Raw genomic sequence first — 22,612 nt, forward strand, 5'->3', positions numbered from 1 at the left:
GACGCGCGTATAGCGGGGGTTGGGCGGCGGGGCAAGAGCCGGATTGCCTGTGCCCGCGATTCGGGCGGGTTTACCCTCTGTTCACAAGGGTTGCGGGGGATTTTGGCCGGGTCACAGAGTGTGCACAGTCTGTGCACAGGCCGTACACCGCGGGGTGCACGGATTGGGCCGGTTAACAGAGCGTACGGTGGTCAGTCGGTGCCGGGGGCCGCGAATTTGTGGACGGAGGCGAGCATCGCCTCGTGGTCGGGGATGTAGTGGGGTGCTAAGCCGAAGAGCACATCATCCCAAGACCTCGAATTGCGATGCGCGCTTTTTTCGTATGCCACAAATCGTTCAACCGGCAACCTACTCAGTACGCTGTATTCTGAACTCAATGCACTATTGATAGCATCAGGCGAAACGAAGTGCGAACCGTCAGGCATCTCAAACGACGAGGACTGTTTGAGACGATCTGCGAAATATGGCGTAAGAAAACCGCGTTTAAACGAGAGGCTTTTAATTTTCTTTGTGGCGAAAGCATCGGCTGCCCCAACATCGCGAAACCCCAACCAAACCAGCAAGGCCAGATCAATCGGTCGCTCCGCATAGACGACACAGGCCATCCGTACCTTGAACAGCACGGCCTTGATTTGTCGCAGGGACAGGTTGCTGATCGGGGCCAGTTCTCCGGCCAGCCGGGCGGCGCGGGCCACTGAGAACTCCTCGTGATCGCCAAAGGGGATCTTGAGCGGCAGGTCGCTGAAGAGGTGTTCGACGGCCTTGCTCAGCAGGTCCTCATTCACCGGCAGGCCGAGGCGCATGTCGATGAACTTGTCGAGGTACTTTTCCCCCTCGCCCTGCGCGCCGAACCGGTGCGCGGCGAGGCGTTCGAGGTAGTCCGGGTTGACGAAGAGGACAAAGACAAAGCCGGGGTGTTGGAAGACCAGCTTCATCGCTTCCAGCAGGGCCAGCGCATAGTCGGGGTGGCAGCGGTCCAGCTCATCTATGAAGATGATGACGCGGTCGGTGTCGCGATCTTTGACTAGCGCGGTGTGCAGCCTGTCGAGGTTTCCGGCGATTTCGTCGCGGGCCGCTTCGGCGGCGAGTTGCTTGTCGATGAGGTCGCTGGCGGATTTGGACAGACCTTTTGCCGTATCGTCCGTGATGTGCCTCAGGATATCCGCCCGCGCGCCGTCTGCGTCGCCGGCGAGCAGGTCGCCCACCTCTTCCGCGCCTTCGCGCAGCAGGGCCTTGCCCACCGTTTTGGCCCCGGCAAGGCCGATGCGCTTGGCCAGCTGAACGTTCTGCGCCCAACGGCCAGGGTCGTCGCGCGGCACCGCGCGGAGCAACGCGCCCAGAAACGTCACCACCGGGTCGCCGGAATGATCCGACGTTTGCGCATCAATTTCGATGACAAGGCCACCATCAGCCTGCAGTGCGGACGCCCATTTTTCGCGGAAGAAGGTCTTGCCCCGACCAAAACCGGCCTCGATGGAGATCGTGCTGGCCTCGGACAGGGTGGTGATCAGGCGCGTATAGGTGACGGCCAGATCGTCAAAGCCCAGCAAGTCATCCGACCAGATCGTATTTTGCGTCACGTGCAATCCCCACATCGCTCCTGCTGGAACGTTAGCAAGGGGACGCATGCGTGGGAATGGGGGCGCTGCCCCCATCGCCTGCGGCGATTCCCCCGGGATTTTTCGGAACAGAGACAGGACCTCTGGACGTTTGCGATGCGCATGGTAGGAAACGCCAGAACAGTTCAGGGAAGGGCCAACCATGCACGTCGTCTTGTCCAGTGATCATGCCGCGATTGAATTGCGGCAAGCGGTGGCGCGCCATGTGACAGCATCGGGTCATACGGTCCGTGACCTCGGGCCGGACACGGCCGAGAGCACGCATTATCCGGCACGCGGGGAAGAGGCGGCGCGCGTCGTGGCCGCCGGAGAGGCTGATCTTGGCATTGTGTTATGCGGCACGGGTCAGGGCATCATGATGGCCGCCAACAAAGTGCACGGCATTCGCTGTGGTGTGTGTTCCGACACCTTCTCGGCGGCGATGATCCGTGCGCATAATGATGCCAACATGCTGGCGCTCGGCGCGCGGGTGCTGGGCGAGGGGTTGGCACTGGACATCGTGGATGCGTTTTTGAGCACTCCGTTTGAAGGTGGGCGTCACGCGATCCGGGTGGATATGATCAAGGCGATGGAACCCTAGATTTCCTCGCCTTTTTCCAACAGCTCTTCGAGCAGTTCCTGGTAGAGGCCATTGCTGTCGCCGCCGCCGAATACGGTCGCGCCGCCGGAATAGGTCTGGCCGTAGGTGCGGGCGACGTTGATCGTCTGGACAAAGGCCGACAGGAGCTGTTCGCGTTCCAGCGGGCTGAGCGGGTGGATGAACACGCCCCAGAGCCGTCCCTGTGCCACGGCATAGCGCGCATCAAGGGCGCTGTCGAAATTGGCCTGCATGAGGCGCATCAGCTCGTCCTGCGACAGCCCCGCGGCGGAGCGGATCGGGACCATAGCGCGCATGCGGTCCGCAACCGGATCGGCGATCACGACCAGCGGGATGTCGTCGATCACGAACTGAATGGAGTTGCCGGCGGGGCGCGCCTCGGGGTCGATGGCGCGGATGATTTCGGCCATGCGCACCATCGTCATCGGCGGCTCGGCCTCGATCGTGGGCGCTTCGGGGGCGGGTGTGTTCTGGGCGCTGAGCGGTGTGGCGAGGGCGATCAGCAGGGCGAGAGCGAGGCGGGGCATGGCAAGACCTTTCATCGGGATGATGAAAAGCTAGGCCACGCCCCACTCAATTTCCACGCACCGTTTGGTGAACCGCGTTACACGGCCGCCTTGAGCGCGTCGGCGAGGTCGGTCTTTTCCCAGCTGAAGCCGCCATCTGCGTCCGGTGCGCGGCCAAAGTGGCCGTAGGCCGCGGTGCGCTGATAGACCGGTTTGTTCAGTTGCAGGTGCTCGCGGATGCCACGCGGTGTGAGGTCCATGGACAGGGCCACGGCGGCCTCGATCTGGGCATCCGGCACCTGACCGGTGCCGAAGGTGTCGCAGTAGATCGACAGCGGCTTGGACACGCCGATCGCATAGCTGAGCTGGATGGTGCACTTGCTGGCCAGACCGGCGGCGACAACGTTTTTGGCCAGATAGCGCGCGGCATAGGCGGCGGAGCGGTCCACCTTGGTCGGGTCCTTGCCCGAGAATGCGCCGCCGCCGTGCGGGGCAGCGCCACCATAGGTGTCCACGATGATCTTGCGCCCGGTGAGGCCCGCATCACCGTCGGGGCCGCCGATCACGAATTTGCCCGTTGGGTTCACGTGCCATTCGGTGTCATCGGTCAGCCATCCGTCGGGCAGCACCTCTTCGATATAGGGTGCAACCATGGCGCGGATGTCGTCGCTGCTGAGGTCGGGATCGAGGTGCTGCGTGGACAGCACGAGCGAGCTGACGCCCATCGGTTTGCCGTCCTGATAGATCACCGACAGCTGCGATTTGGCATCGGGGCCAAGGGCGGGTTCGGTGCCGTCCTTGCGCACTTCGGCGAGGCGGCGCAGCATGGCGTGCGCGTACTGGATCGGGGCGGGCATGAGCGCGGGCGTCTCATCGGTGGCGTAACCGAACATGATGCCCTGATCGCCGGCCCCTTCGTCCTTGTCGGCGCTCGCATCGACGCCCTGGGCGATATGCGCGGACTGTTCGTGCAGCAGGTTCGTGATCTCGCAGGTGTTCCAGTGGAACTTGTCCTGCTCGTAGCCGATGTCCTTGATGCAGGCGCGCGCGATGTCTTCGATGCGGCCCATATAATCGTGCAGCTTGTCCTGATCGCTCAGGCCCACCTCACCGCCGATGACGACGCGGTCCGTGGTCGCAAACGTTTCGCAGGCCACGCGCGCCTCCGGCTCTTCGGCCAGAAAGGCATCGAGGACGGCGTCCGAAATACGGTCGCAGACCTTGTCGGGGTGGCCTTCGGAAACGGATTCCGAGGTGAAGGTATAATTCTGACGGGACATGTGTGCTCCAATAGCTGTTTCACCGCCACGTCAGGAAGCCGTTGTGGCGGGTTGATCGCCCTTACGCTGCGGGTCGGCCAGCGTCAATGGCCTGCGCACGGCGGGCGCGTGCGCGTTGCACCACAAGCGCAATGCCCCCAACCAGCAAAAGCAGCGCATAGGGCGCGTCGCCGGTGCGGGCATAGAGGGTTGGCGGCGCGGGCGCAGGCAGGGTCACATCGAGATATCCGGCGACGTTCAGGGGCAAGGCATCGAGGATACGCCCACGCGGGTCGATCACCGCCGAAATGCCCGTGTTGGCCGCGCGCAGCATCGGCAGACCCTGTTCGATGGCCCGCATCTGTGCCTGGGCAAGGTGTTGCTGCGGGCCGGAGCGGGTGCCGAACCAGGCGTCATTGGTGAGGTTCATCAGAAATCCTGGGCGCGCGGGCGCCCCACCTGCATTGTGGGCGAACACGACCTCGTAACAGATGAGGGGCAGCGCGGTGCCAAGCGGGCCGAGGTCGATGAGCGCGGGTCCCGGCCCCGGCGCGTACCCGCCTTCGGCGCGGGCGGCCAGACCGCCAACATTGATGTGACGAAACAGCCAGCGCGCGGGCATGTATTCGCCAAAGGGCACGAGATGATGTTTGTCATAGGTGCCTGCCACCTGCCCCGTCGCGTCCAGCATCACGAGCCCATTGTGGTACGCGTCCCCGACCCGCCGCTGGATGCCCAGCACGATGGGCGCACCGCGGGCCGCATCGGCGAGGACGTCAAAGACGGGCTGCGCGGTTTCCTGAAGATAGGGCAACGCCGTTTCCGGCAGCAGCACCAGATCCGGGACCGGCCCCGCTGCGGTATAGTCAATCTGCCGGTCGACAAAGACAGGGATCATCGCCGGATCCCACTTTTGATCCTGCGGCGCATTGGGCTGGATCAGGCGCACGGTGGTCGCGGTCAGGGGGCTTGGGGCGGAGAGTGGCGGCACCAGGATCAGACCGGTGGCGGCGACCGTCAGCGCCGCCGACAGCACAGAGGACCGCAGGTGCAGGATCAGCGCGGCCACCGCCGCCATGCCCAGCAGCAGCCCGTGCGGTCCAAGGAACGCAAGCCCCTGCCCCGCCAGACCGTTCACCAGCGCCTGCGGCGGGCTGGCCCAGGGGAACCCGGTAAAGACGTATGCGCGCAACATCTCGGTCCCGGCAAAGCCCGCGATAAAGGCCAGTGGCCCGCCACCGGCCCAACGGGCAAAGGCCAGCGCGGCGGCCCAGAAGCTGCCCAAAAGCAGCGCCAGAAGCACCAGCGCGATGGGCGCCATCCAGCCGGTCACGGCGGCATCGACCTGAAACGGTTCGGTAATCCACGACAGGGTGAAAATGAAATACCCGAACCCAAGCGCCAGCCCCAGACCGCCCGCGCCGCGCGCGCCGGACGCCCGCGCCGCGATCGCTGCGGCCGCGACCATGGGCACAAGAATGAAGGGGGCCAGATCGTAGGGCGCGTGGGATAGGGCACCCAAGGCACCGGCGCCGATGCTGATCAACACCAGAGCCCACCACGGCCACGCCGTGATGCGCGCCGTGCGCATCGTCATTCCGCGGGGTCCCGCGCCTGCATGCGCACGCGCAACCGTTTGATCCGGCGGGGATCCGCGTCAATCACCTCGAATTGCGGCCCGTCAGGATGCGGCACGACTTCGCCGCGCGCGGGCACCCGACCGGCCAGCATGAAGACGAGGCCGCCCAATGTGTCGATCTCTTCCTCATCCACGTCATCATGGGTGGTCAGGGAAATGCCGACTTCTTTCTCGAACTCGTCCAGCGGGGTTTTGGCCAGAGCGAGGTAGCAGCCCGATTTCTCGCGCACAAACAGCACGCCTTCATCGACGTCATGTTCATCCTCGATCTCGCCGATCACCTGTTCGATCAGGTCCTCGATCGTCACCAGCCCGTCAACGCCGCCATATTCGTCGATCACCAGCGCCATGTGCCGCCGTTCGGTCTGCATCTTGGTCAGGAGCACGCCGATGGACATGGAGGGCGGCACGAAGAGGAGCGGGCGCAGGCGCGCGCGCAGGTCGAAATCCTTGGCCCCGCCGTTGAAGCCGTGGTGCAGGGCCACGTCCTTGAGGTGGGCAAAGCCGATGGGGGTGTCCAACGTGCCCTCGAACACGGGCAGGCGAGTGTACCCGCTGTCCTTGAAGACCTCGACCAGTTCCTGCAGCGACACGGTGTCGGGCACGGCCGTGATATCGGCCATGGGCACGGCGACATCCTCGACCCGCATTCGGCGCAGGTTGATCATGCCATGCGATTGCGCCGGCCTGTTTTCGGGGGGCGCGTCGCCCGTGCCTGACCCGCCGTCGCGGGGGCTGAGCGCGCCGATGACGCGCGACAGAAATCCGCCATGTGTGTCGGGAGTGTTCGTGTCAGTGGCTGACTGCGCGCGTTGCGCTGCGTCAGACGATCCGTCGTTTTCGCCCATCGGCTCCTGGTCCAGTTGTCGCGGCGCTGAATGGAAACAGGGCGCGCCGTTGCCCTAATATGGGTCAGGCACCCCCAGCTTGCCAAGTATTTTGACCTCCAACGCCTCCATACGGGCTGCGTCGCGTGGGCGCATGTGATCGTAACCCAACAGATGCAGCGTGCCGTGCACCAGCAAATGGGTGACGTGATCGGCAAAGGGTTTGCCCTGGGCCTCCGCCTCACGGGCGCAGGTGTCATAGGCGATGGCGATGTCGCCGAGCGTGTGTGTCCCGTCGGGACCCGGTGCGGGCGCCTGTGGGTCCGCGCCGTCCGTGCCCGGGGCAAGGTCCGCCTCGGGCCAGCTCAGCACGTTGGTGGGCTTGGGTTTTTCGCGGAACGTGCCGTTGAGTACTGTAATGCGGGCATCGTCGCAGCCCAGAACCGACACTTCGATCCCGGACAGAGCATGATGATCTGCGACCGCTGCGATCGCCTGTTCGGCCAATCGGGGCAGGCCCGCCTTGGTCCAGCGGTCATCTTCGATCAGGATGTCGATGTCAGGTGTCAGACGTCAGAACCGGGGGCCAGCCCCCGGACCCCCGGGATTTTTTGGAACAGAGACGAAGATCAGGTGGTTTCGGTGTCGGCCTCGTACGCTTCGATGATGGCGGCGACAAGGGGGTGGCGCACCACGTCCTTGGACGTGAAATAGTTGAAGCTGATGTTGGGGATGGATTTGAGCAGCCGTTCTGCATCCCACAGGCCCGATGTGACGCCGCGCGGCAGGTCGATCTGTGTGCGGTCGCCGGTGATCACCATGCGCGAGCCTTCGCCCAGACGGGTCAGGAACATCTTCATCTGCATGGTGGTGGCGTTTTGCGCTTCGTCCAGCACCACGAACGCGCGGCTGAGCGTGCGGCCACGCATGAACGCGAGTGGCGCGATTTCGATGGTCTTTTCTTCCTTGAGCTTGGCCAGTTGCTTGCCGGGGAGGAAATCATTCAGCGCGTCATAGAGCGGCTGCATGTAGGGATCGACCTTTTCCTCTTGGGTGCCGGGCAGAAAGCCCAGCCGTTCGCCCGCCTCCACCGCCGGGCGGCAGAGGATGATGCGGTCCACGTGGCCCGAGATGAACATCGACACACCAACGGCCACGGCGAGATAGGTCTTGCCCGTGCCGGCGGGGCCAATGCCAAAGGCCATTTCGTTTTCGAACAGCGATTGCACATAGGCCTTTTGCGCATCGGTGCGGGGTTCGACCAGTTTCTTGCGGGTCTTGATTTCGATCCGGTTGCCCACCGGCATCTCCAACTGGTCCCCCGCACGCGTGCCGGTGTCCTCTTCGGACGACCCCATGCGCAATTCGCGGTCCACGTCCGCCGGTTCGACATCCTTGCCGGTTTCGAGCCGGAGATAGAGCGCATTCAACACCTCTGCCGCGCGTTTTTGCGCGGCCTCGTCGCCCATCACCGCGAGGACATTCCCGCGCCGCACGATCTGGACGTCAAGCGCAGTCTCGATCGATGTCAGATGCTGGTCATAGGGACCGCACAGGTCAATCAAGAGACGATTGTCGGGAAACTCCACTACGGATTCGCCAGTCGGGTGATCGAGGGTCAATACCTGCTCCTGAGTCTGTGCCTGTCACAAGGGTCGCAACTTCGCCCCGTGGGTGCAACGCCTCACCTCGGCATTTCATCAAATTGAAACAAAAAAGCCGGGGCGCTGTGGGCGCTCCGGCTTGCTGTGTGGGGTTGTGGCCCAAATCAGATCGGGTCGCCAATCGCGCTGGTCGAGCCGCCCTTGAAGTCGCCCACCGTTTGCGTGGGTGCCGCGACACCCGAACAGACCGGCTTGCCGAACTTGTCGAGGCGGGCGGACAGGTATCCTTCGACCCCGTCGTCGATGATCCAGTGGTCGCACCCGTTGGGGTCCACCCAGATACCCGCCTGCAACTGGCTCAGGTCCTTGGTGTCGAACCCGCGGTCTACGGTCTTGTCCGGCCCCAGTTCGCGGAAGGAGGCGTCTTCGCATGCCGCGAGCCCGAATGCCGCGCCAAGGATGAGTGTGGTTTTGATAATGTTCACTGTCCCGACCCCTTAGCGAATGCAGATGATTTCGACGCGACGGTTTTTGGCCCGCCCTTGCGCCGTCTGGTTGGACGCCGCCGGAAGACGTTCGCCATAGCCACGCACATCCGCGATCCGTGCACCGGTCTGCTGCGCGATGGCGGCAACCGAATTGGCCCGGTTCAGCGACAGGCGCAAGTTGTAGGCATCCGATGCGCGGCTGTCGGTGTGACCGGTGATGATGTAGCTGGTTGCACCGGCCTGCTGGAAGAACTCTGCCAGCCGCTGTTTGCCCTGCGCGTGGATCCGCGCGCTGTCCGTGGCAAAGAACTGGTCCGAATTCATCACGCCGCAGGTGTTGCCCCGGCGGCAGACCGGAATGCCTTTGCGGTTGGTATGTGGCGTCATGTAACCTTCGACGCCGTCATCCATGACCCAGTGTTCACACCCATCCGGGTCCACCCAGATGGTTGGAATATATTGCCCGCCGTCGCGGCCCGATTGCGAATTCGTCTGCGCCACCACATCAGTGGCCGCCACAGCGACCATCGATACGGCCAACGCGGCAGTGGCAGCTGCTGCGCAGATCGTCTTGGCCGCTTTGGAAAAGGTATTAACCACAGCCTTGTCCCTTTTGTTGTTATCCCCCGCGGGCAAAACCAAAAGCACGTTGCCGCACTGTAAAGCCCACCACACTGCGCGAAAGCGTAAGGAAGTTTTAACCTTCTGTGAAGGTGTTTTCACCAGATATTGTGTTTCAATTTTGGAATTGGCCCACAAAACGGGTGCGCAAATACCCCAATGCCCGGATCAGGTGAATTCAGGCGCGCGTCCCGGCAAGCGAATTGGCACCGGAGGAAACGATTCTGATCGGGGCAATTTCACCGGTTTTCAGCGTCGGATCGGCCACGTGGACGGCGTGGAGGTATTCGCTTTTGCCGACCATCTGTCCCTCGAGCCGCCCCGGCTTTTCGAACAGGACGTTGACCGTGCGCCCCACCATGCTTTCCTGAATGCTGCGTTGCTGGCGGGTGATCAGGGCTTGCAGGCGCTGCAGGCGGTCATCGGCCTCCGCCGCGTCCACCTCTGCGCGTTCGGCAGCGGGTGTGCCGGGGCGCGACGAATACTTGAACGAATAGGCATAGCCGTACTGGACGGCTTCGACGAGATCGAGGGTTGCCTGAAAATCGGCCTCTGTCTCTTCGGGAAAGCCCACGATGAAATCACCGGACATCAGAATGTCAGGCCGCGCCGCGCGGATGCGTTCGATCAGGCGAAGATAGCTTTCGGCGGTATGGCTGCGGTTCATCCGCTTGAGAATGCGGTCACTGCCCGATTGCACAGGCAAGTGCAGATACGGCATCAACTTGGAACAGGTGCCGTGCGCCTCGATCAGATCGTCGGTCATGTCGTTGGGGTGGCTGGTGGTAAAGCGGATACGTTCCAGCCCGTCGACCTTGTCCAGGTCCCAGATCAGGCGCGCCAGCGTATAGTCGGACCCGTCCGGCCCCGCACCGTGATAGGCGTTGACGTTCTGTCCCAGCAGCGTGATTTCCCGCACCCCGCGTTCCACCAGGTCACGCGCCTCATCGAGGATACGCGCCGCAGGGCGGCTGACCTCGGCCCCGCGTGTGTAAGGGACCACACAGAACGCGCAGAATTTATCGCATCCCTCCTGCACGGTCAGGAATGCGGTCGGGCCGCGCGACGCCTTGGGCCGCGATTTCAGGCGTTCGAACTTGTCCTCTTCGGGGAAATCTGTGTCGAGCGCCTTTTCCCCCGTTTGGGTGCGCGCCTCCATCTCGGGCAGGCGGTGATAGCTTTGCGGGCCGACGACAAGATCGACCATCGGCTGGCGGCGCATGATCTCCGCGCCTTCGGCCTGTGCCACGCATCCGGCCACGCCGATCTTCAGGTCCGGTTTGTCCGCCTTGAGGCCCTTGTACCGGCCCAGCTCGGAATAGACCTTTTCCGCGGCCTTTTCCCGGATATGGCAGGTGTTGAGCAGGATCATGTCCGCCTCTTCCGGCGCATTGGTCTGTTCATATCCTGCCAACGCTTCTGCCATACGCTCGCTGTCGTAGACATTCATCTGGCAACCATAGGTCTTGATAAAGAGCTTTTTGGGCGCGGTCATGGGCGTCTCGTTGGGCAAAAGGGGATCAGGTGCGCCGGATAGCAGGCGGCCTGCGATCTTGCAATGCGGCCGCAATTGGCGACATTAAGGGGAAAAGACGGGCAAAGGGCAGCGCCATGAAATTCCAGACCCTCGACGCGTATGTGAAATCCGCGGACACACTGCCCAAGAAAGGGCCGGTGGCGATCATGCTGGCCGAGGACGAGGTCGAGGTGGACACCACATTGCGCCACCACCAGCAGGCGGGGTTCAAACATATCGTGGCGTTCATGCCCGCCGAATTCAGCCTGCCGCGCGATCTTGAGGAAAGCGTTGTGCATGTGGTGCACGACACCTCGCGCGCCGATGCGATGGAAATGGCGGTCAATGGTATGATTGCCGCGGTGCCGCCGGGCACGTGGATGTATTACTGCTACAACGCGGAATACCTGTTTTTCCCGTTCTGCGAGACGCGCAGTGTGGGCGAGATGCTGACCTTTCACACCGAGGAGCGGCGGGACGCGATGCTGACCTATGTGGTCGATCTGTATTCCGACGACCTGTGGGAACATCCCGACGCCGTGTCGCTGGAACGCGCGCATCTGGACCGGTCGGGATATTACGCGCTGGCGCGGCCTGATCCGGTGTCGGGGCACCCAAAGGACCGGCAGCTGGATTTCTTTGGCGGGTTGCGGTGGCGGTTCGAGGAACACGTACCCGCCGCGCGGCGCAAGATTGATAGGATTGCGCTGTTCAAGACCAAGCCCGGCCTCGCCTTGCGCGACGATCACACGTTCAATGACGAGGAATACAACACCTATTCCTGCGAATGGCACCACAACCTGACGGCGGCGGTGTGTTCATTCCGGACGGCGAAGGCGCTCAAGCTCAACCCCGGCAGCACGTTCGATATCCATACGTTCAAGTGGCACAATTCGGCCCCGTTCGAATGGCATTCGCGGCAGCTGCTTGATCTTGGGCTGATGGAACCGGGGCAGTGGTTCTGACGACCGCTATGCGGTGAAGATTCCTATTTCAGGACCGGGAACCAATCGGTGCGCAACATGTCGCCCGGTTCCATGCCGTGCCCCGGAAACGGCGGTGACGTGGGCCCGGGACGTGCAACATACCGCGCATCATCGCCCACCAGCCGCAGGGAAAACGCGCGTCGGCGGCTGTCGCTGTGATTGCCGCGCGCACCGTGCAGCGTGCGAAAATGGAAGGCCACGGCGTCCCCCGGTTCCATCTCGAACTCGACAACGCGCATGCCCTCGGCATCGGGATCGGGCACGGGGATGTAATCGCCTTCGAAAAACGCGGCTTCGGACACCCAGCGGGTCGGCACGACGTCCCGCGGCCACAGGTGTGACCCCGCCACACAGCGCAGCGTCGCCTCCCGCACCGGGTCCAGCGGGGACCAGAAGCTGACCGTCTGGTGACCACTTACAAAGTAGTAAGGGCCGTCCTGATGCCACGGCGTGGCCATCGACGTGCCCGGCTCCTTGACCAGAACGTGGTCGTGAAACAGCTGCACCTGATCCGATTGCATCAAACGCGCGCCCACCGCCGCCACGTCGGACCGTTCGATCACATCGCGAAATTCGGGGATCCGCTGCCAGTTGCAGTAATCGTCGAAGAATCGCCCAGTCTCTCCGGGCCTGTCGTTGTTTGACGCATAAGGACCCGGCGCGTCCATGTTGCGCGCAACACCTGCGCGCAGCGTTTCCACGTGATTGGCAAACAGCCCCTTGATCAGCACAACACCATCCCGGTCATAGACCGTAACGTCGTCGTCCGTCACATGTGTCGGCATCAGCCCTTGCGGCGCAAACGGATCACCACGTCCACGGACGCAATTTCCGCACCTTCGGGGGCATCGGGCAGTTGCGCAATCACCAGCTGTTCGGACGGGGCGTCGGTCAGCTTGGCCTCGTCCTCCCAGAAGAAATGGGGGTGATCGTGGGTATTGGTGTCAAAGTAGCTTTTGGAGCCGTCCACCGTCACCTCTTGCATGAGGCCCGCGTCGCAGAACGCGCGCAGCGTGTTGTAGACGGTGGCCAGCGATACGGCCTCACCCTCCTGCTTGGCAGCCTCAAACAGGCTTTCCGCTGTGACGTGGCGGTTTTGGCCGTCACCGATCAGCAGCGCCGCCAATGTCACGCGTTGACGCGTCGGGCGCAGACCGGCCCCGGCGAGCCAGTCGGTGCCCACAGCATGCGGGTCAGGAGTGTGCGATGTCGTATCCATATCACCGCTAATATAGTGCCCGGTCGGGTGAATATTCAATGACAATCGGCGGATACCTCACCCGGTGCGACCAAAAAAGCCCATCCGTTCGCTGTCCGAGAACGCCCGGCCCGGCGCGTCGTAATGGGACAGGACGGCCACGATACGCGAGGGCGACCCGACCACACGCGACACCCGGTGCGCGGTATTGACGCCGAGAAACACATTGAGGGTGCCTGCGTCCTGATCCAGCACAGTGGGCGTGATGGCCCCGGTCAGCAGATCGGCAATACCCGCGTGGTTGGGATCATCGGCGCTGCGCAGGTTGCGCACATATTCAAATGCACCCCCTTCGTCGGCGCGTTGCAAAAGCAGCGTCGTGGTAAAGACCGACCGGTCAAAGTGCCAGTTCAGCGCCTCACCGTCGCGGTATTCCAGCACGTTCACGCCTGCCAGCGGATCATCCATGATGTGCAGCCTGGGCCTGTCCATGACGGCCTCTAGGAAACGGATAAACCCGTCATAGCGGTAGATGCGGTCCAGCGGCGTGCCGCCCAGCTGGTCATGGCACAGCGTGTGATTGGCGGTTTCGACCTTTTTCAAGGCCGGATCATCCGGCGCCAGGCCGTCCACGTCATCCTTGAAGTAGATGTTGTGCCAGCGGCTGTGGTGAAACGACTCCGTGGCCAGCCGCGGGGTGACATGCGCCAGCGTTTGGGCAAGCGCGGATGGCGTCAGAAACCCCGGCAGATTGAACAGCCCATCCCGCGCCAGCCCCGCCTTGGCGGTATCGACCACCTGCTGCCACGCGGCACTGCCCGGCTGTTCAAGAGGATAGCGGTCAAGATCAATGTCATTCATGCCGCGCATTTGGCGCAACCTGTCCAACCGTTGCAAGCCCCTGCTGCCCTTGCACCACGCGGCGTGGCGGTGATAGGTGGGCAAAGATGCGCGCAAGCAGAATGGAAAGACGTTATGGCCGACTATCCCACACATTTTGACAAGGACGACCTGCTGAAATGTGCCCGTGGTGAGCTTTTTGGCCCCGGCAACGCGCAATTGCCGGAACCGCCGATGCTGATGATGGACCGGATCACCGACATCTCCGGCGATGCCGGTGCGCATGGCAAGGGGCATGTGCTGGCTGAATTCGACATCACGCCAGACCTTTGGTTTTTCGACTGTCACTTTCCCGGCAACCCGATCATGCCCGGCTGTCTTGGCCTTGATGGTCTGTGGCAGTTGACCGGGTTCAACCTCGGCTGGCGCGGCTGGACCGGGCGCGGCTATGCGCTTGGCGTGGGCGAGGTGAAGCTCAAGGGCATGGTGCGCCCGGACCGCAAGATGCTGACCTACAAGATCGACTTTACCAAGGCCGTACAGACCCGCCGCCTGACCATGGGCGTCGCCGATGGCATCGTCGAAGCGGACGGCGAGGTCATCTATGAGGTCAAGGATATGAAAGTCGCCCTGAGCGAAAGCTGACGGCCAGACGGTTTCGTATTTATTCGGACAACCATCGGAAGAAATTCACTCTTTTTCAGGTCGCTTTCGGGACTTGATGCTCCGGACCCGTGCATCGTCGGGTGGCTCATATTGCTGAGCGACTGACGATTACTGTTTTTTGGAGTTATTCGATGGAAAATGAATTCCGGCGCAAGCGCTGTTTGACTGAACGCGGAGCGGCCATCGCCCGTGCCTTCCAACTGCATTATCAGGCCGAACTGGCCGAGGTTCTGCTGTCTGAACCGCGCACCAAGCTTGAAATCAGTCCGATGGCACGGACCATATCACGGCTGAAGACAGAGATGCCCCGGCGGCTGCGCCGCAAGTTGGCCAAGCAGTTGATGACAACCGACATCAAAAGCCGTCGCGAACTGACCTCGTCCGAGCGTGTGATGATGAAACGGGTTGTGGATCCCGACGCCAAGACACCGATCAGCGAGCGGTCGGACATCAAGTGGGTGCTGGAAAAGACGATGCAACCCTATATGGAGCTGAAGGAGACCGGCAAGGACGACAGGCTGCGCCAGATCCTGATGGCGCTGCTGGCGGACTTTTACTGTATCGAACCGCTCGATGAAGGCGACAAGCCGCGTCCGCGCCCCGGCGTGTTCGAAGTGCCCCCGCCGCCCCCCAGCCCGCCGCTGGTGCCCTATACGACCTTGCGCATGATGGTGGAGCGTGTCGTGTCGCGTGACCCGACAAATGGTGAAGCGGGCCGCGACGAAATCTCGATCAGCGGAGCAACGTTCCAGGGACCGCTCACAGATATCAATCAGCCCGCGCCGCAAGCACCGGTGGCCGATCCGGTCGTCATTCCCATCGTTGAGGTCGGACAGTTCCGCCGCAATGATGTGATCGAATACAACCCCGACCGCGTGCATGCCGAATTCGACCTGACCGGGGCCGAGCTGCCTCATTTCGTGAGCGTCCTGTTCACCATGGCAGAGACGGATCCGAGCGGCGGTTTTGAAACCTTCATGACCGATCTTGTCACCGAGTTGCGGCCCAATGTCGGGCAGATCCTGCTGGAGGTGTTTGGTGCCATTGGCATGGGCACCGTGGGCGGTATCATCGGCGCGGGCTTTGGTGCGCTGTTGGGACCGGTTGGTGCCATCATTGGCGCAGTGGTCGGCACAATCATCGGCCTGCTCGGGCCGCTCTATATCCTGATCACCGGTTGGCAGAACTATGACGACATCTTTGACGTCAACGATGATCCGTATCTGGTGCTCCTGCCCGAGACATTCTCGGACTGGCCCTTCTATGGCGGCACACGGTCGGTGACGCAGACCATGGTGATGGTGGGCGACGGCGGTCAATACGACGTCGACTTCCACTGGCAGCTGAGCCAGCCGCAATAAATACGGCGGGGGCGCGGGTATCGACCTGCGCCCCCTGCCCCGACCAGGCGTTGCGATGTCGCAGCCTGCGGGTCCTTGCGCCTTACCTCCTTGCACCTTGCGCCCCTCGTGTCCTACATGGGCCTGACCTAAAGACAGGACCGCGCACACACGCTGCGCCAAACCAGCGGTTTGCCTGTAAAACGAAGCGGAGGTTTGCCTATGAAACGTGTCGTTGTGACGGGCCTTGGCATCGTCTCTTCCATCGGGAACAACGCCGAAGAGGTGCTGGCATCGCTCAAGGCGGGCCGGTCGGGGATCGAGGCAAGCCCTGAGATGGCCGAACATGGGTTTCGCAGCCAGATTGCGGGCACCATCGATATTGACGTGACCGAGCATGTGGACAAGCGCACCTTGCGCTTCATGGGGCCGGGTGCGGCCTATGCCCATATCGCGATGGGTCAAGCGATTGCCGATGCGGGTCTGAGCGAAGAGGACGTGGTGAACCCGCGCACCGGGCTTGTGGCAGGGTCCGGCGGGCCGTCCACATCCGCGATGCTGGCCGCGCATCAGGTCGTGCTGAAGACCGGCGCGACCAAGCGCATCGGCCCCTTTGCGGTGCCTAAATGCATGTCCTCCACGATCAGCGCGAACCTCGCGACGGCCTACAAGATCAAGGGCATCAACTATTCCATCACCTCGGCCTGTTCGACCTCGCTGCACTGCATCGGCAATGCGGCAGAGCAGATCATGCTGGGCAAACAGGATGTGATGTTTGCCGGCGGCGCCGAAGAACTGGACTGGACCCTGTCGTGCCTCTTTGACGCGATGGGCGCGATGTCCTCGAAATACAACGATGCGCCGGAAAAGGCGTCGCGCGCCTTTGATGCGGACCGCGACGGGTTCGTGATCTCGGGCGGCGGCGGGATGCTGGTGCTCGAAGAGCTGGAACATGCGCGCGCCCGTGGTGCCAAGATCTATGCCGAGGTCACCGGCTATGCCGCCACATCCGACGGCCACGACATGGTGGCGCCGTCCGGTGAGGGCGCGGAACTGGCTATGAAACTGGCGCTCGACACGCTGCCCGAGGGGCGCGAGGTTGGGTATATCAACGCCCACGGCACCTCGACCCCTGCCGGTGACGCACCCGAAATGGCCGCGGTGCGCCGCGCATTCGAGGGGCGCACGCAGCCTGTGGTCAGCTCGACCAAGTCGATGACGGGCCACGCCCAAGGGGCGGCTGGCGCGTTGGAGGCCGTGTTCTGCCTGCTGATGCTGGAACATGATTTCATCACCCCGTCGATCAATGTCGACACGCTTGATGAGGCCTTCACCGAAGGTGAAGTGGCGACCACGCTGGTCGAGAACGCGGGCCTCGACAGCGTTATGACCAACTCATTCGGGTTTGGTGGCACCAACGGATCGATGATCCTTTCGAAATTTCACGGGTAAGAGTTTTCAGATGTCCGATATGCTCAAGGGAAAACGCGGCCTCGTCATGGGTGTGGCCAATGACCGGTCCATCGCGTGGGGAATTGCCAAGGCGATGCACGAGGCGGGGGCGGAGCTTGCCTTTTCCTATCAGGGTGAGGCGTTTGGCAAACGGCTTGCGCCGCTGGCTGAAAGTGTCGGATCGGATTTCATGGTCGACATGGATGTGACCGATGATGCGTCGCTGGATGCCGGGTTTGGCGCATTGGCGGACCGCTGGGGGACGATCGATTTTCTGGTCCACGCCATCGCCTATTCGGACAAATCCGAACTGACGGGCCGGTTTCTGAACACGAGCCGGGCGAACTTCAAGAACTCCATGGATATCTCGGTCTATTCCTTCATTGAATGCGCCCGCCGGGCACATCCGATGATGCTGGGAAACGGCGGCACGCTGCTGACCATGACCTATCAGGGGTCAAACCGTGTCGTGCCAAGTTATAACGTGATGGGCGTGGCCAAGGCCGCGCTGGAATCCGCCACTCGTTATCTCGCCAATGATCTGGGCCCCGAAGGCATTCGCGTGAACGCGATTTCCCCCGGTCCGATGAAGACGCTGGCCGGGGCGGCCATTGGTGGCGCACGCAAGACCTATAAACATACGGAAGCGAATGCACCCTTGCGCGCCAACGCCACGCTTGAGGCGGTGGGTGGCACCGCCGTTTACCTGTGTTCGGACGCGGGCGCCTGCACCACGGGCGAAGTGATCCGCGTGGACGGTGGCTACCACGCGTTGGGGATGCCACAGCCCGACCACCTCTGACGCCCTCTTTTCGCGGGCGTCCTGCCGTGCCACTGTGGTCCGGCAAAGGAGACGCCCATGCCGATCACCACCTGTGTCTTTGACGCCTACGGCACGTTGTTCGACGTGGCCGCTGCCGCACGGCAGGCCGCATCTGAACCCGGCTTTGCCGCAATCGCGGACGATTGGCCCGTGGTCGCGGAACAATGGCGGCTGAAGCAGCTGCAATACACATGGCTGCGCGCAATCACGGGGGCGCATACGGATTTCTGGGAAGTCACGCAGAACGGTCTCGACTGGGCGCTGGAACGCACCGGTCATGACGGCGACGCGGCCCTGCGCGAACGGCTGCTGGCCCTCTATTGGGAGTTGGAGGCGTATCCGGAGGTGCCCATGATGCTGGGCACGCTCAAGGCCGCGGGGTTGAACACCGCGATCCTGTCGAACGGGTCGCCCGACATGCTTGATGGCGCGGTGCAATCGGCGGGGATCGGCGATGTGCTGGATGACAGCCTGTCGGTGCAGTCGGTGGGCATCTTCAAACCGGATGCACGGGTCTATGACCTTGTCGGGCAGCGGTTTGGCTGCGCGCGAGACGAGGTGTTGTTTGTGTCGTCCAACGGTTGGGATGCGGCAGGAGCCGCGGGGTATGGGTTCACCACCGCGTGGGTCAACCGCGCGGGCGAGCCGGTGGACCGGCTCCCGTGGACGCCCCAGCACGTGCTGTCGGATCTGACCGGCATTCCTGCGCTGGCCGGTCTCTGATGGCGACGTTTCAAACCTCGGACGGGTTGGCGCTGCACTACACCGATACCGGCGAAGGGGTGCCGCTTTTGTGTCTGGCGGGGCTGACGCGGACGGGGCGGGATTTCGACTATGTCCGCCCGCATCTGCCGCCCGCGCGCGTGATCACGCTGGACTACCGGGGGCGTGGGCAATCGGATTGGGATGAGTCCTGGCAGAACTATGCCTTGCCGGTGGAAATTCGCGATGTGATGGAACTGATGGATCACCTGTCGCTGCCACGCGTGGCGATCCTTGGCACGTCGCGGGGCGGGCTGAACGCAATGGGTCTGGCGGCGGCCGCGCCGGATCGGTTGATCGGTGCGGCGCTGAACGATGTGGGGCCGGAACTGGACCCTGCGGGGCTGGCCGCGATCATGACTTATCTGGGCAAGACGCCCGGCCCACGCACCCATGCCGAGATGGCCACAGCGCTGGCCAACACGCTGCCGGGTTTTGCCAACGTGCCCACCGACCGGTGGCTGGCCGAAGCGCAGCTGCATTACCGTGAAACGGCGGATGGCCTGGAGATCACCTATGATCCCAAGCTGCGCGATGCGGTTGCGGCGGGCGGTGAGGTGCCGGACCTCTGGCCCTTTTTCGACGCGCTGGCGGGCAAGCCTTTGTGCCTGATCCGCGGGGCAGGCTCGAACCTGCTGAGCGCTGAAACGGCGGCGCGGATGCAGGCGCGACGCCCCGACATGATCCACGCAGAGGTGCCGGATCGTGGGCATGTGCCGTTTCTGGATGAACCCGAGGCCATTGCCGCCCTGAAGACATGGATGGAGCAGCTGACATGAACATCGACATGATCCGCGCCGCCGCACAGCGGTTGGACGGTCACGCACGCCGCACGCCGCTCTTGTCGTCGCCCTTTATCGATGCGCTGGCAGGGCGGCGAGTCTGGATCAAGCCGGAATGCCTGCAACACACCGGCAGTTTCAAGTTTCGCGGCGCCTGGTCGGCCGTCTCCGCGCTGGATCCCGATATACGCGCGCGCGGCGTGCTTGGGTTTTCCAGCGGCAACCACGCCCAAGGCGTGGCCCATGCCGCAACCCTGCATGGCGTGCCATCGGTGATCGTGATGCCCAGCGACGCGCCCGCGCTCAAGATTGCCAACACACGCGCGCTCGGCGCGGAGGTGTTGCTGTATGACCGGGACGGGGAAAGCCGCGAGACCATCGGCGCGGCCATTGCCGAAGAGCGGGGCATGACGCTCATCAAACCCTATGACGAACCGCAGGTGATCGCGGGTCAGGGCACCACCGGGCTTGAGATCGCGGAACAGGCGGCTGCCGCGGGTGTGACGAAGGCGCAAGTGCTCGTGTGCTGTGGTGGTGGCGGGCTGACCGCAGGCATAGCACTGGCGCTGGAGGCGGAGGCCCCGGGCCTGCATGTGCGCCCGGTCGAGCCCGAGGGGTTCGACGATATGGCCCGTTCCCTGCGCTCCGGCACGATCGAGAGCAACGCAACACAATCCGGCAACATCTGTGATGCGATCCTGACGCAGTGTCCCGGCACCATCACCTTTCCGATCATTTCGCGGCTTTGTGGTCCGGGCCTCGTGGTGAGCGAGGACGAGGCGTTGCAGGCCATGGCGCAGGCCTTTCTGCGGCTGAAACTGGTGGCGGAGCCTGGGGGGGCCGTGGCCCTTGCTGCCGCTTTGTGTCGTCAGGACGCCCTAGACGGAGACGACGTTGTCGTCGTGATTTCCGGGGGCAACGTGGACCCGACCGTATTTGCGACAGCATTGGACCGCATGACATGACCGAATTCACCATCGCTTCTTTCAACGTGAAAAACCTGATCGGCGCGGATCAGGAATATTACCGGTTTCAGAGCTACACGCCGGAGGAATACGCCTGGAAGGTGGACTGGCTGGCCGAACAATTGCAGGCGATGAACACCGATATCGTGTGTTTTCAGGAGATTTTCGAAGAACGCGCCCTGCGCGATGTGATCGAAGAGGCGGACCGTCAGGGGGTTGCGGGGAACGAAGCGCATTTGCCGGATGCGTCCAAGCGCTATCGCCGCAAGGCCATCTTTCGCAAGCTGGCGTATCATTCCTATGCCGATGCTACGCTGGCCGTGGCACCCAATGTGAACGATACCGGCGTGCCGGGAGAGCGACGCCCCGGCGTCGCGATCCTGTCGCGGATGGGGTTTGTCGGCGCACCGGAGGTGATCCAGGACCTGCCCGAGCCGCTGGAAGTGGATTTTGGCGGGCTGGGCGATGGCGGCGGGCAGTTCGTGCTCTCCCGGCTGAGCCGCCCGATCCTGAAAGTGCGGGTGCCGGTCGGGGATCAGGTGGTGACGGTCTTCACCTGTCACCTGAAGTCCAAGTTGGGTGAATTTGTGCGCCCAGAGGGCGCAGCCCATGCGCGCGAAGTGGACCTGACGCAATATGACGCGGTTGGCCGCGCGCTTGGCGGGTTGCGCGCAGCGCTGCGCCGGATGGCAGAGGCATGGGTCCTGCGCCGCGCCATCGTTGCAGAGATCGAGGCCGGGCATCCGGTTCTGGTGACGGGTGATTTCAATGACGGCGCGCATGCGGTCAGTTCGGAGATCATCAGCGGCGAGCATCCGTTCAAGAACTATGCCTGGATGCTGCGGCACGACGCCGAAACGCCGCGCGACAGGTATTCCGAGGCCGAGGACGTCCAGATCCGCGAGGCGATAGAGGCGGTGCGCCTGCATTCCGCAGAGGCGCAGTTTGTGCGCCGCTCCAGCCGGGACATGGTGTATACGGCCGCGTTTGGCGGGGTCTACGAGAGCATCGACCAGATCTATATGTCGCGGCACTTCATCGAAGGCAGTCCGGTGAGCATCGGGCAGATGGAGTATTTCAGCGTTTTGAATGATCACCTGACCGATGGCAGTCACCCCGAAGCCCCCTATAATAAGCTGGCGTCGGATCACGGCCAGATCATTGCCCATATGCGCCTGAGATCCGATTGAGGGCGTTGCCCACGCCATGTTTCAGGGGGCTCTGCCCCCGGCCTGCGGCCTCCCCCGTGGTATTTCCAGCCAGAAGAAGGGGATGGACGTCTTGCATCCCCGTGGAACGATGCGTCAGATGGCGCCAGAGGGAGACGTGATGATGCACATGGCGGATTTGGGCGATGTGGCCCTGCATTACCGGATTGACGGTCCAGAGGACGGAGCACCGGTTGTTTTTGTCAATTCGCTCGGCACGGATATGCGGTTGTGGGATCCGATCCTGCCGCTGTTGCCTGCGGGTCTGCGTATCCTGCGGTTTGACAAGCGCGGGCATGGTTTGTCGTCCTGTCCCACCGCCCCTTATGCGATGGGCGCTCTGGTCGGGGATACGGAGCGGTTGATGGACCGTTTGGGGTTTCGCGATGTACTGTTTGTGGGGCTGTCGATCGGGGGCATGATCGCGCAGGGTCTGGCGGTGAAGCGGATGGATCTGATACGGGCGATGGTGCTGTCGAACACCGGAGCCAAGATCGGGACCAAGGCGATGTGGGCCGACCGGATTGCCGCCGTTGAAGCGGGTGGCATCGAGGCGCTGGCCGACGCGGTTATGGAGCGGTGGTTTTCTGCGACCTTCCGTGCGGGACCGGAATTGCCGTTGTGGCGCAACATGTTGGTGCGCCAGCCGGATGCAGGATATGCGGGATGTTCGGCGGCGATTTCGGGCACGGATTTCTATGCCACAACCGCCACATTGCGACTGCCGACGCTGGGGATTGCGGGGTATGAGGACGGCTCGACCCCACCGGATCTGGTGCGTGAGACCGTGGATCTGATCCCCGGCAGCCAATTCGCCTTGATCCGCAAGGCCGGGCATTTGCCATGTGTCGAACAGCCGGAGGAGTTTGCGGGCCTGCTGCGCGATTTCATCGCGGCGACGGGGCATATGTAG

24 protein-coding genes and 1 riboswitch are annotated in these 22,612 nt (G+C 62.9%); of the genes, 11 read left to right on the forward strand and 13 right to left on the reverse strand.

The features are described 5' to 3' along the window. Positions 1–191 precede the first annotated feature (191 nt). The gene (locus ACERHN_RS05150) at positions 192–1,550 is read right to left on the reverse strand and encodes a P-loop NTPase fold protein (RefSeq protein ID WP_415921580.1); all 1,359 of its coding nucleotides are present in this window, start codon (positions 1,548–1,550) and stop codon (positions 192–194) included. Between the two features lie 211 nt (positions 1,551–1,761). On the opposite strand from ACERHN_RS05150, the gene rpiB reads away from it, so the two are divergent. Then, positions 1,762–2,199: a ribose 5-phosphate isomerase B gene (gene rpiB, locus ACERHN_RS05155; protein WP_415921581.1), complete on the forward strand. Its 438-nt coding sequence runs from the start codon at positions 1,762–1,764 to the stop codon at positions 2,197–2,199. On the opposite strand, the gene ACERHN_RS05160 is transcribed toward rpiB, so the two are convergent. The 9 genes from ACERHN_RS05160 to miaB all read right to left on the reverse strand — a co-directional run bounded on the left by ACERHN_RS05160 (position 2,196) and on the right by miaB (position 10,656). Beyond that, complete coding sequence (locus ACERHN_RS05160; protein WP_415921582.1) at positions 2,196–2,744, reverse strand: hypothetical protein; 549 nt, start codon at positions 2,742–2,744, stop codon at positions 2,196–2,198. The genes rpiB and ACERHN_RS05160 overlap by 4 nt on opposite strands. Positions 2,745–2,821: 77 nt before the next feature. After that, positions 2,822–4,003: a methionine adenosyltransferase gene (metK, locus tag ACERHN_RS05165; RefSeq protein WP_415921583.1), complete on the reverse strand. Its 1,182-nt coding sequence runs from the start codon at positions 4,001–4,003 to the stop codon at positions 2,822–2,824. A gap of 3 nt (positions 4,004–4,006) precedes the next feature. Then, positions 4,007–4,056, reverse strand: a riboswitch (SAM-SAH riboswitch). Positions 4,057–4,064: 8 nt separating this feature from the next. Then, positions 4,065–5,579: an apolipoprotein N-acyltransferase gene (gene lnt / locus ACERHN_RS05170; protein ID WP_415921584.1), complete on the reverse strand. Its 1,515-nt coding sequence runs from the start codon at positions 5,577–5,579 to the stop codon at positions 4,065–4,067. Next, entirely contained in the window at positions 5,576–6,469 is an 894-nt protein-coding gene (locus ACERHN_RS05175; protein WP_415921585.1) for a hemolysin family protein, read from the reverse strand. Before ACERHN_RS05175 ends, lnt begins: the two co-directional genes overlap by 4 nt. 54 nt (positions 6,470–6,523) lie before the next feature. Then, the gene (gene ybeY / locus ACERHN_RS05180) at positions 6,524–6,955 is read right to left on the reverse strand and encodes an rRNA maturation RNase YbeY (RefSeq protein WP_415921586.1); all 432 of its coding nucleotides are present in this window, start codon (positions 6,953–6,955) and stop codon (positions 6,524–6,526) included. A 122-nt stretch (positions 6,956–7,077) separates the two neighbouring features. Continuing rightward, positions 7,078–8,070: a PhoH family protein gene (locus ACERHN_RS05185; protein ID WP_415921587.1), complete on the reverse strand. Its 993-nt coding sequence runs from the start codon at positions 8,068–8,070 to the stop codon at positions 7,078–7,080. A 146-nt stretch (positions 8,071–8,216) separates the two neighbouring features. Then, on the reverse strand, positions 8,217–8,537 hold the full coding sequence (locus tag ACERHN_RS05190; protein ID WP_415921588.1) for a hypothetical protein: 321 nt from the start codon (positions 8,535–8,537) through the stop codon (positions 8,217–8,219). 12 nt (positions 8,538–8,549) lie between these two features. Further along, positions 8,550–9,068: an OmpA family protein gene (locus ACERHN_RS05195; RefSeq protein WP_415922686.1), complete on the reverse strand. Its 519-nt coding sequence runs from the start codon at positions 9,066–9,068 to the stop codon at positions 8,550–8,552. A gap of 271 nt (positions 9,069–9,339) precedes the next feature. Next, positions 9,340–10,656: a tRNA (N6-isopentenyl adenosine(37)-C2)-methylthiotransferase MiaB gene (miaB, locus tag ACERHN_RS05200; RefSeq protein ID WP_415921589.1), complete on the reverse strand. Its 1,317-nt coding sequence runs from the start codon at positions 10,654–10,656 to the stop codon at positions 9,340–9,342. Between the two features lie 116 nt (positions 10,657–10,772). On the opposite strand from miaB, the gene ACERHN_RS05205 reads away from it, so the two are divergent. Next, positions 10,773–11,642 carry a glycosyltransferase family 2 protein gene (locus ACERHN_RS05205; RefSeq protein ID WP_415921590.1) on the forward strand — a complete coding sequence of 290 codons (870 nt, stop codon included), beginning with the start codon at positions 10,773–10,775 and terminating at the stop codon, positions 11,640–11,642. Positions 11,643–11,665: 23 nt separating this feature from the next. Here the strand turns inward: ACERHN_RS05205 and ACERHN_RS05210 are convergent, their stop codons facing one another. The 3 genes from ACERHN_RS05210 to ACERHN_RS05220 are packed head-to-tail and all read right to left on the reverse strand — an operon-like array spanning position 11,666 to position 13,722. Beyond that, complete coding sequence (locus ACERHN_RS05210) at positions 11,666–12,448, reverse strand: phytanoyl-CoA dioxygenase family protein (RefSeq protein WP_415921591.1); 783 nt, start codon at positions 12,446–12,448, stop codon at positions 11,666–11,668. After that, the gene (gene irr, locus ACERHN_RS05215; RefSeq protein WP_415921592.1) at positions 12,448–12,882 is read right to left on the reverse strand and encodes a Fur family transcriptional regulator Irr; all 435 of its coding nucleotides are present in this window, start codon (positions 12,880–12,882) and stop codon (positions 12,448–12,450) included. Before irr ends, ACERHN_RS05210 begins: the two co-directional genes overlap by 1 nt. Before the next feature lie 57 nt (positions 12,883–12,939). Continuing rightward, entirely contained in the window at positions 12,940–13,722 is a 783-nt protein-coding gene (locus ACERHN_RS05220; RefSeq protein ID WP_415921593.1) for a 2OG-Fe(II) oxygenase, read from the reverse strand. A gap of 114 nt (positions 13,723–13,836) precedes the next feature. Here ACERHN_RS05220 and fabA point away from each other — a divergent pair, with 114 nt between their 5' ends. The 9 genes from fabA (at position 13,837) to pcaD (ending at position 22,612) form a co-directional block, all read left to right on the forward strand. Next, positions 13,837–14,346, forward strand: a complete 510-nt coding sequence (fabA, locus tag ACERHN_RS05225) for a bifunctional 3-hydroxydecanoyl-ACP dehydratase/trans-2-decenoyl-ACP isomerase (RefSeq protein ID WP_415921594.1) — start codon at positions 13,837–13,839, stop codon at positions 14,344–14,346. Positions 14,347–14,498: 152 nt separating this feature from the next. After that, the gene (locus ACERHN_RS05230; RefSeq protein ID WP_415921595.1) at positions 14,499–15,728 is read left to right on the forward strand and encodes a hypothetical protein; all 1,230 of its coding nucleotides are present in this window, start codon (positions 14,499–14,501) and stop codon (positions 15,726–15,728) included. 201 nt (positions 15,729–15,929) lie between these two features. Continuing rightward, positions 15,930–17,159, forward strand: a complete 1,230-nt coding sequence (gene fabB / locus ACERHN_RS05235; protein ID WP_415921596.1) for a beta-ketoacyl-ACP synthase I — start codon at positions 15,930–15,932, stop codon at positions 17,157–17,159. Positions 17,160–17,169: 10 nt separating this feature from the next. Beyond that, positions 17,170–17,961, forward strand: coding sequence for an enoyl-ACP reductase (locus tag ACERHN_RS05240; protein WP_415921597.1), 792 nt, complete (start codon positions 17,170–17,172; stop codon positions 17,959–17,961). Between the two features lie 57 nt (positions 17,962–18,018). Continuing rightward, entirely contained in the window at positions 18,019–18,705 is a 687-nt protein-coding gene (locus tag ACERHN_RS05245; protein ID WP_415921598.1) for a haloacid dehalogenase type II, read from the forward strand. Beyond that, positions 18,705–19,523 (forward strand): alpha/beta fold hydrolase, encoded by an 819-nt coding sequence (locus ACERHN_RS05250; RefSeq protein ID WP_415921599.1) that lies wholly within the window; start codon positions 18,705–18,707, stop codon positions 19,521–19,523. Before ACERHN_RS05245 ends, ACERHN_RS05250 begins: the two co-directional genes overlap by 1 nt. After that, complete coding sequence (locus tag ACERHN_RS05255; protein WP_415922687.1) at positions 19,520–20,491, forward strand: threonine ammonia-lyase; 972 nt, start codon at positions 19,520–19,522, stop codon at positions 20,489–20,491. The genes ACERHN_RS05250 and ACERHN_RS05255 overlap by 4 nt, the downstream gene beginning before the upstream one ends. After that, the gene (locus ACERHN_RS05260; protein ID WP_415921600.1) at positions 20,488–21,681 is read left to right on the forward strand and encodes an endonuclease/exonuclease/phosphatase family protein; all 1,194 of its coding nucleotides are present in this window, start codon (positions 20,488–20,490) and stop codon (positions 21,679–21,681) included. Before ACERHN_RS05255 ends, ACERHN_RS05260 begins: the two co-directional genes overlap by 4 nt. Positions 21,682–21,823: 142 nt before the next feature. Continuing rightward, complete coding sequence (gene pcaD / locus ACERHN_RS05265; RefSeq protein WP_415922688.1) at positions 21,824–22,612, forward strand: 3-oxoadipate enol-lactonase; 789 nt, start codon at positions 21,824–21,826, stop codon at positions 22,610–22,612.

This window comes from Tateyamaria rhodophyticola (assembly GCF_047777875.1).
In the GTDB taxonomy this organism is placed as follows: Bacteria; Pseudomonadota; Alphaproteobacteria; order Rhodobacterales; family Rhodobacteraceae; genus Tateyamaria.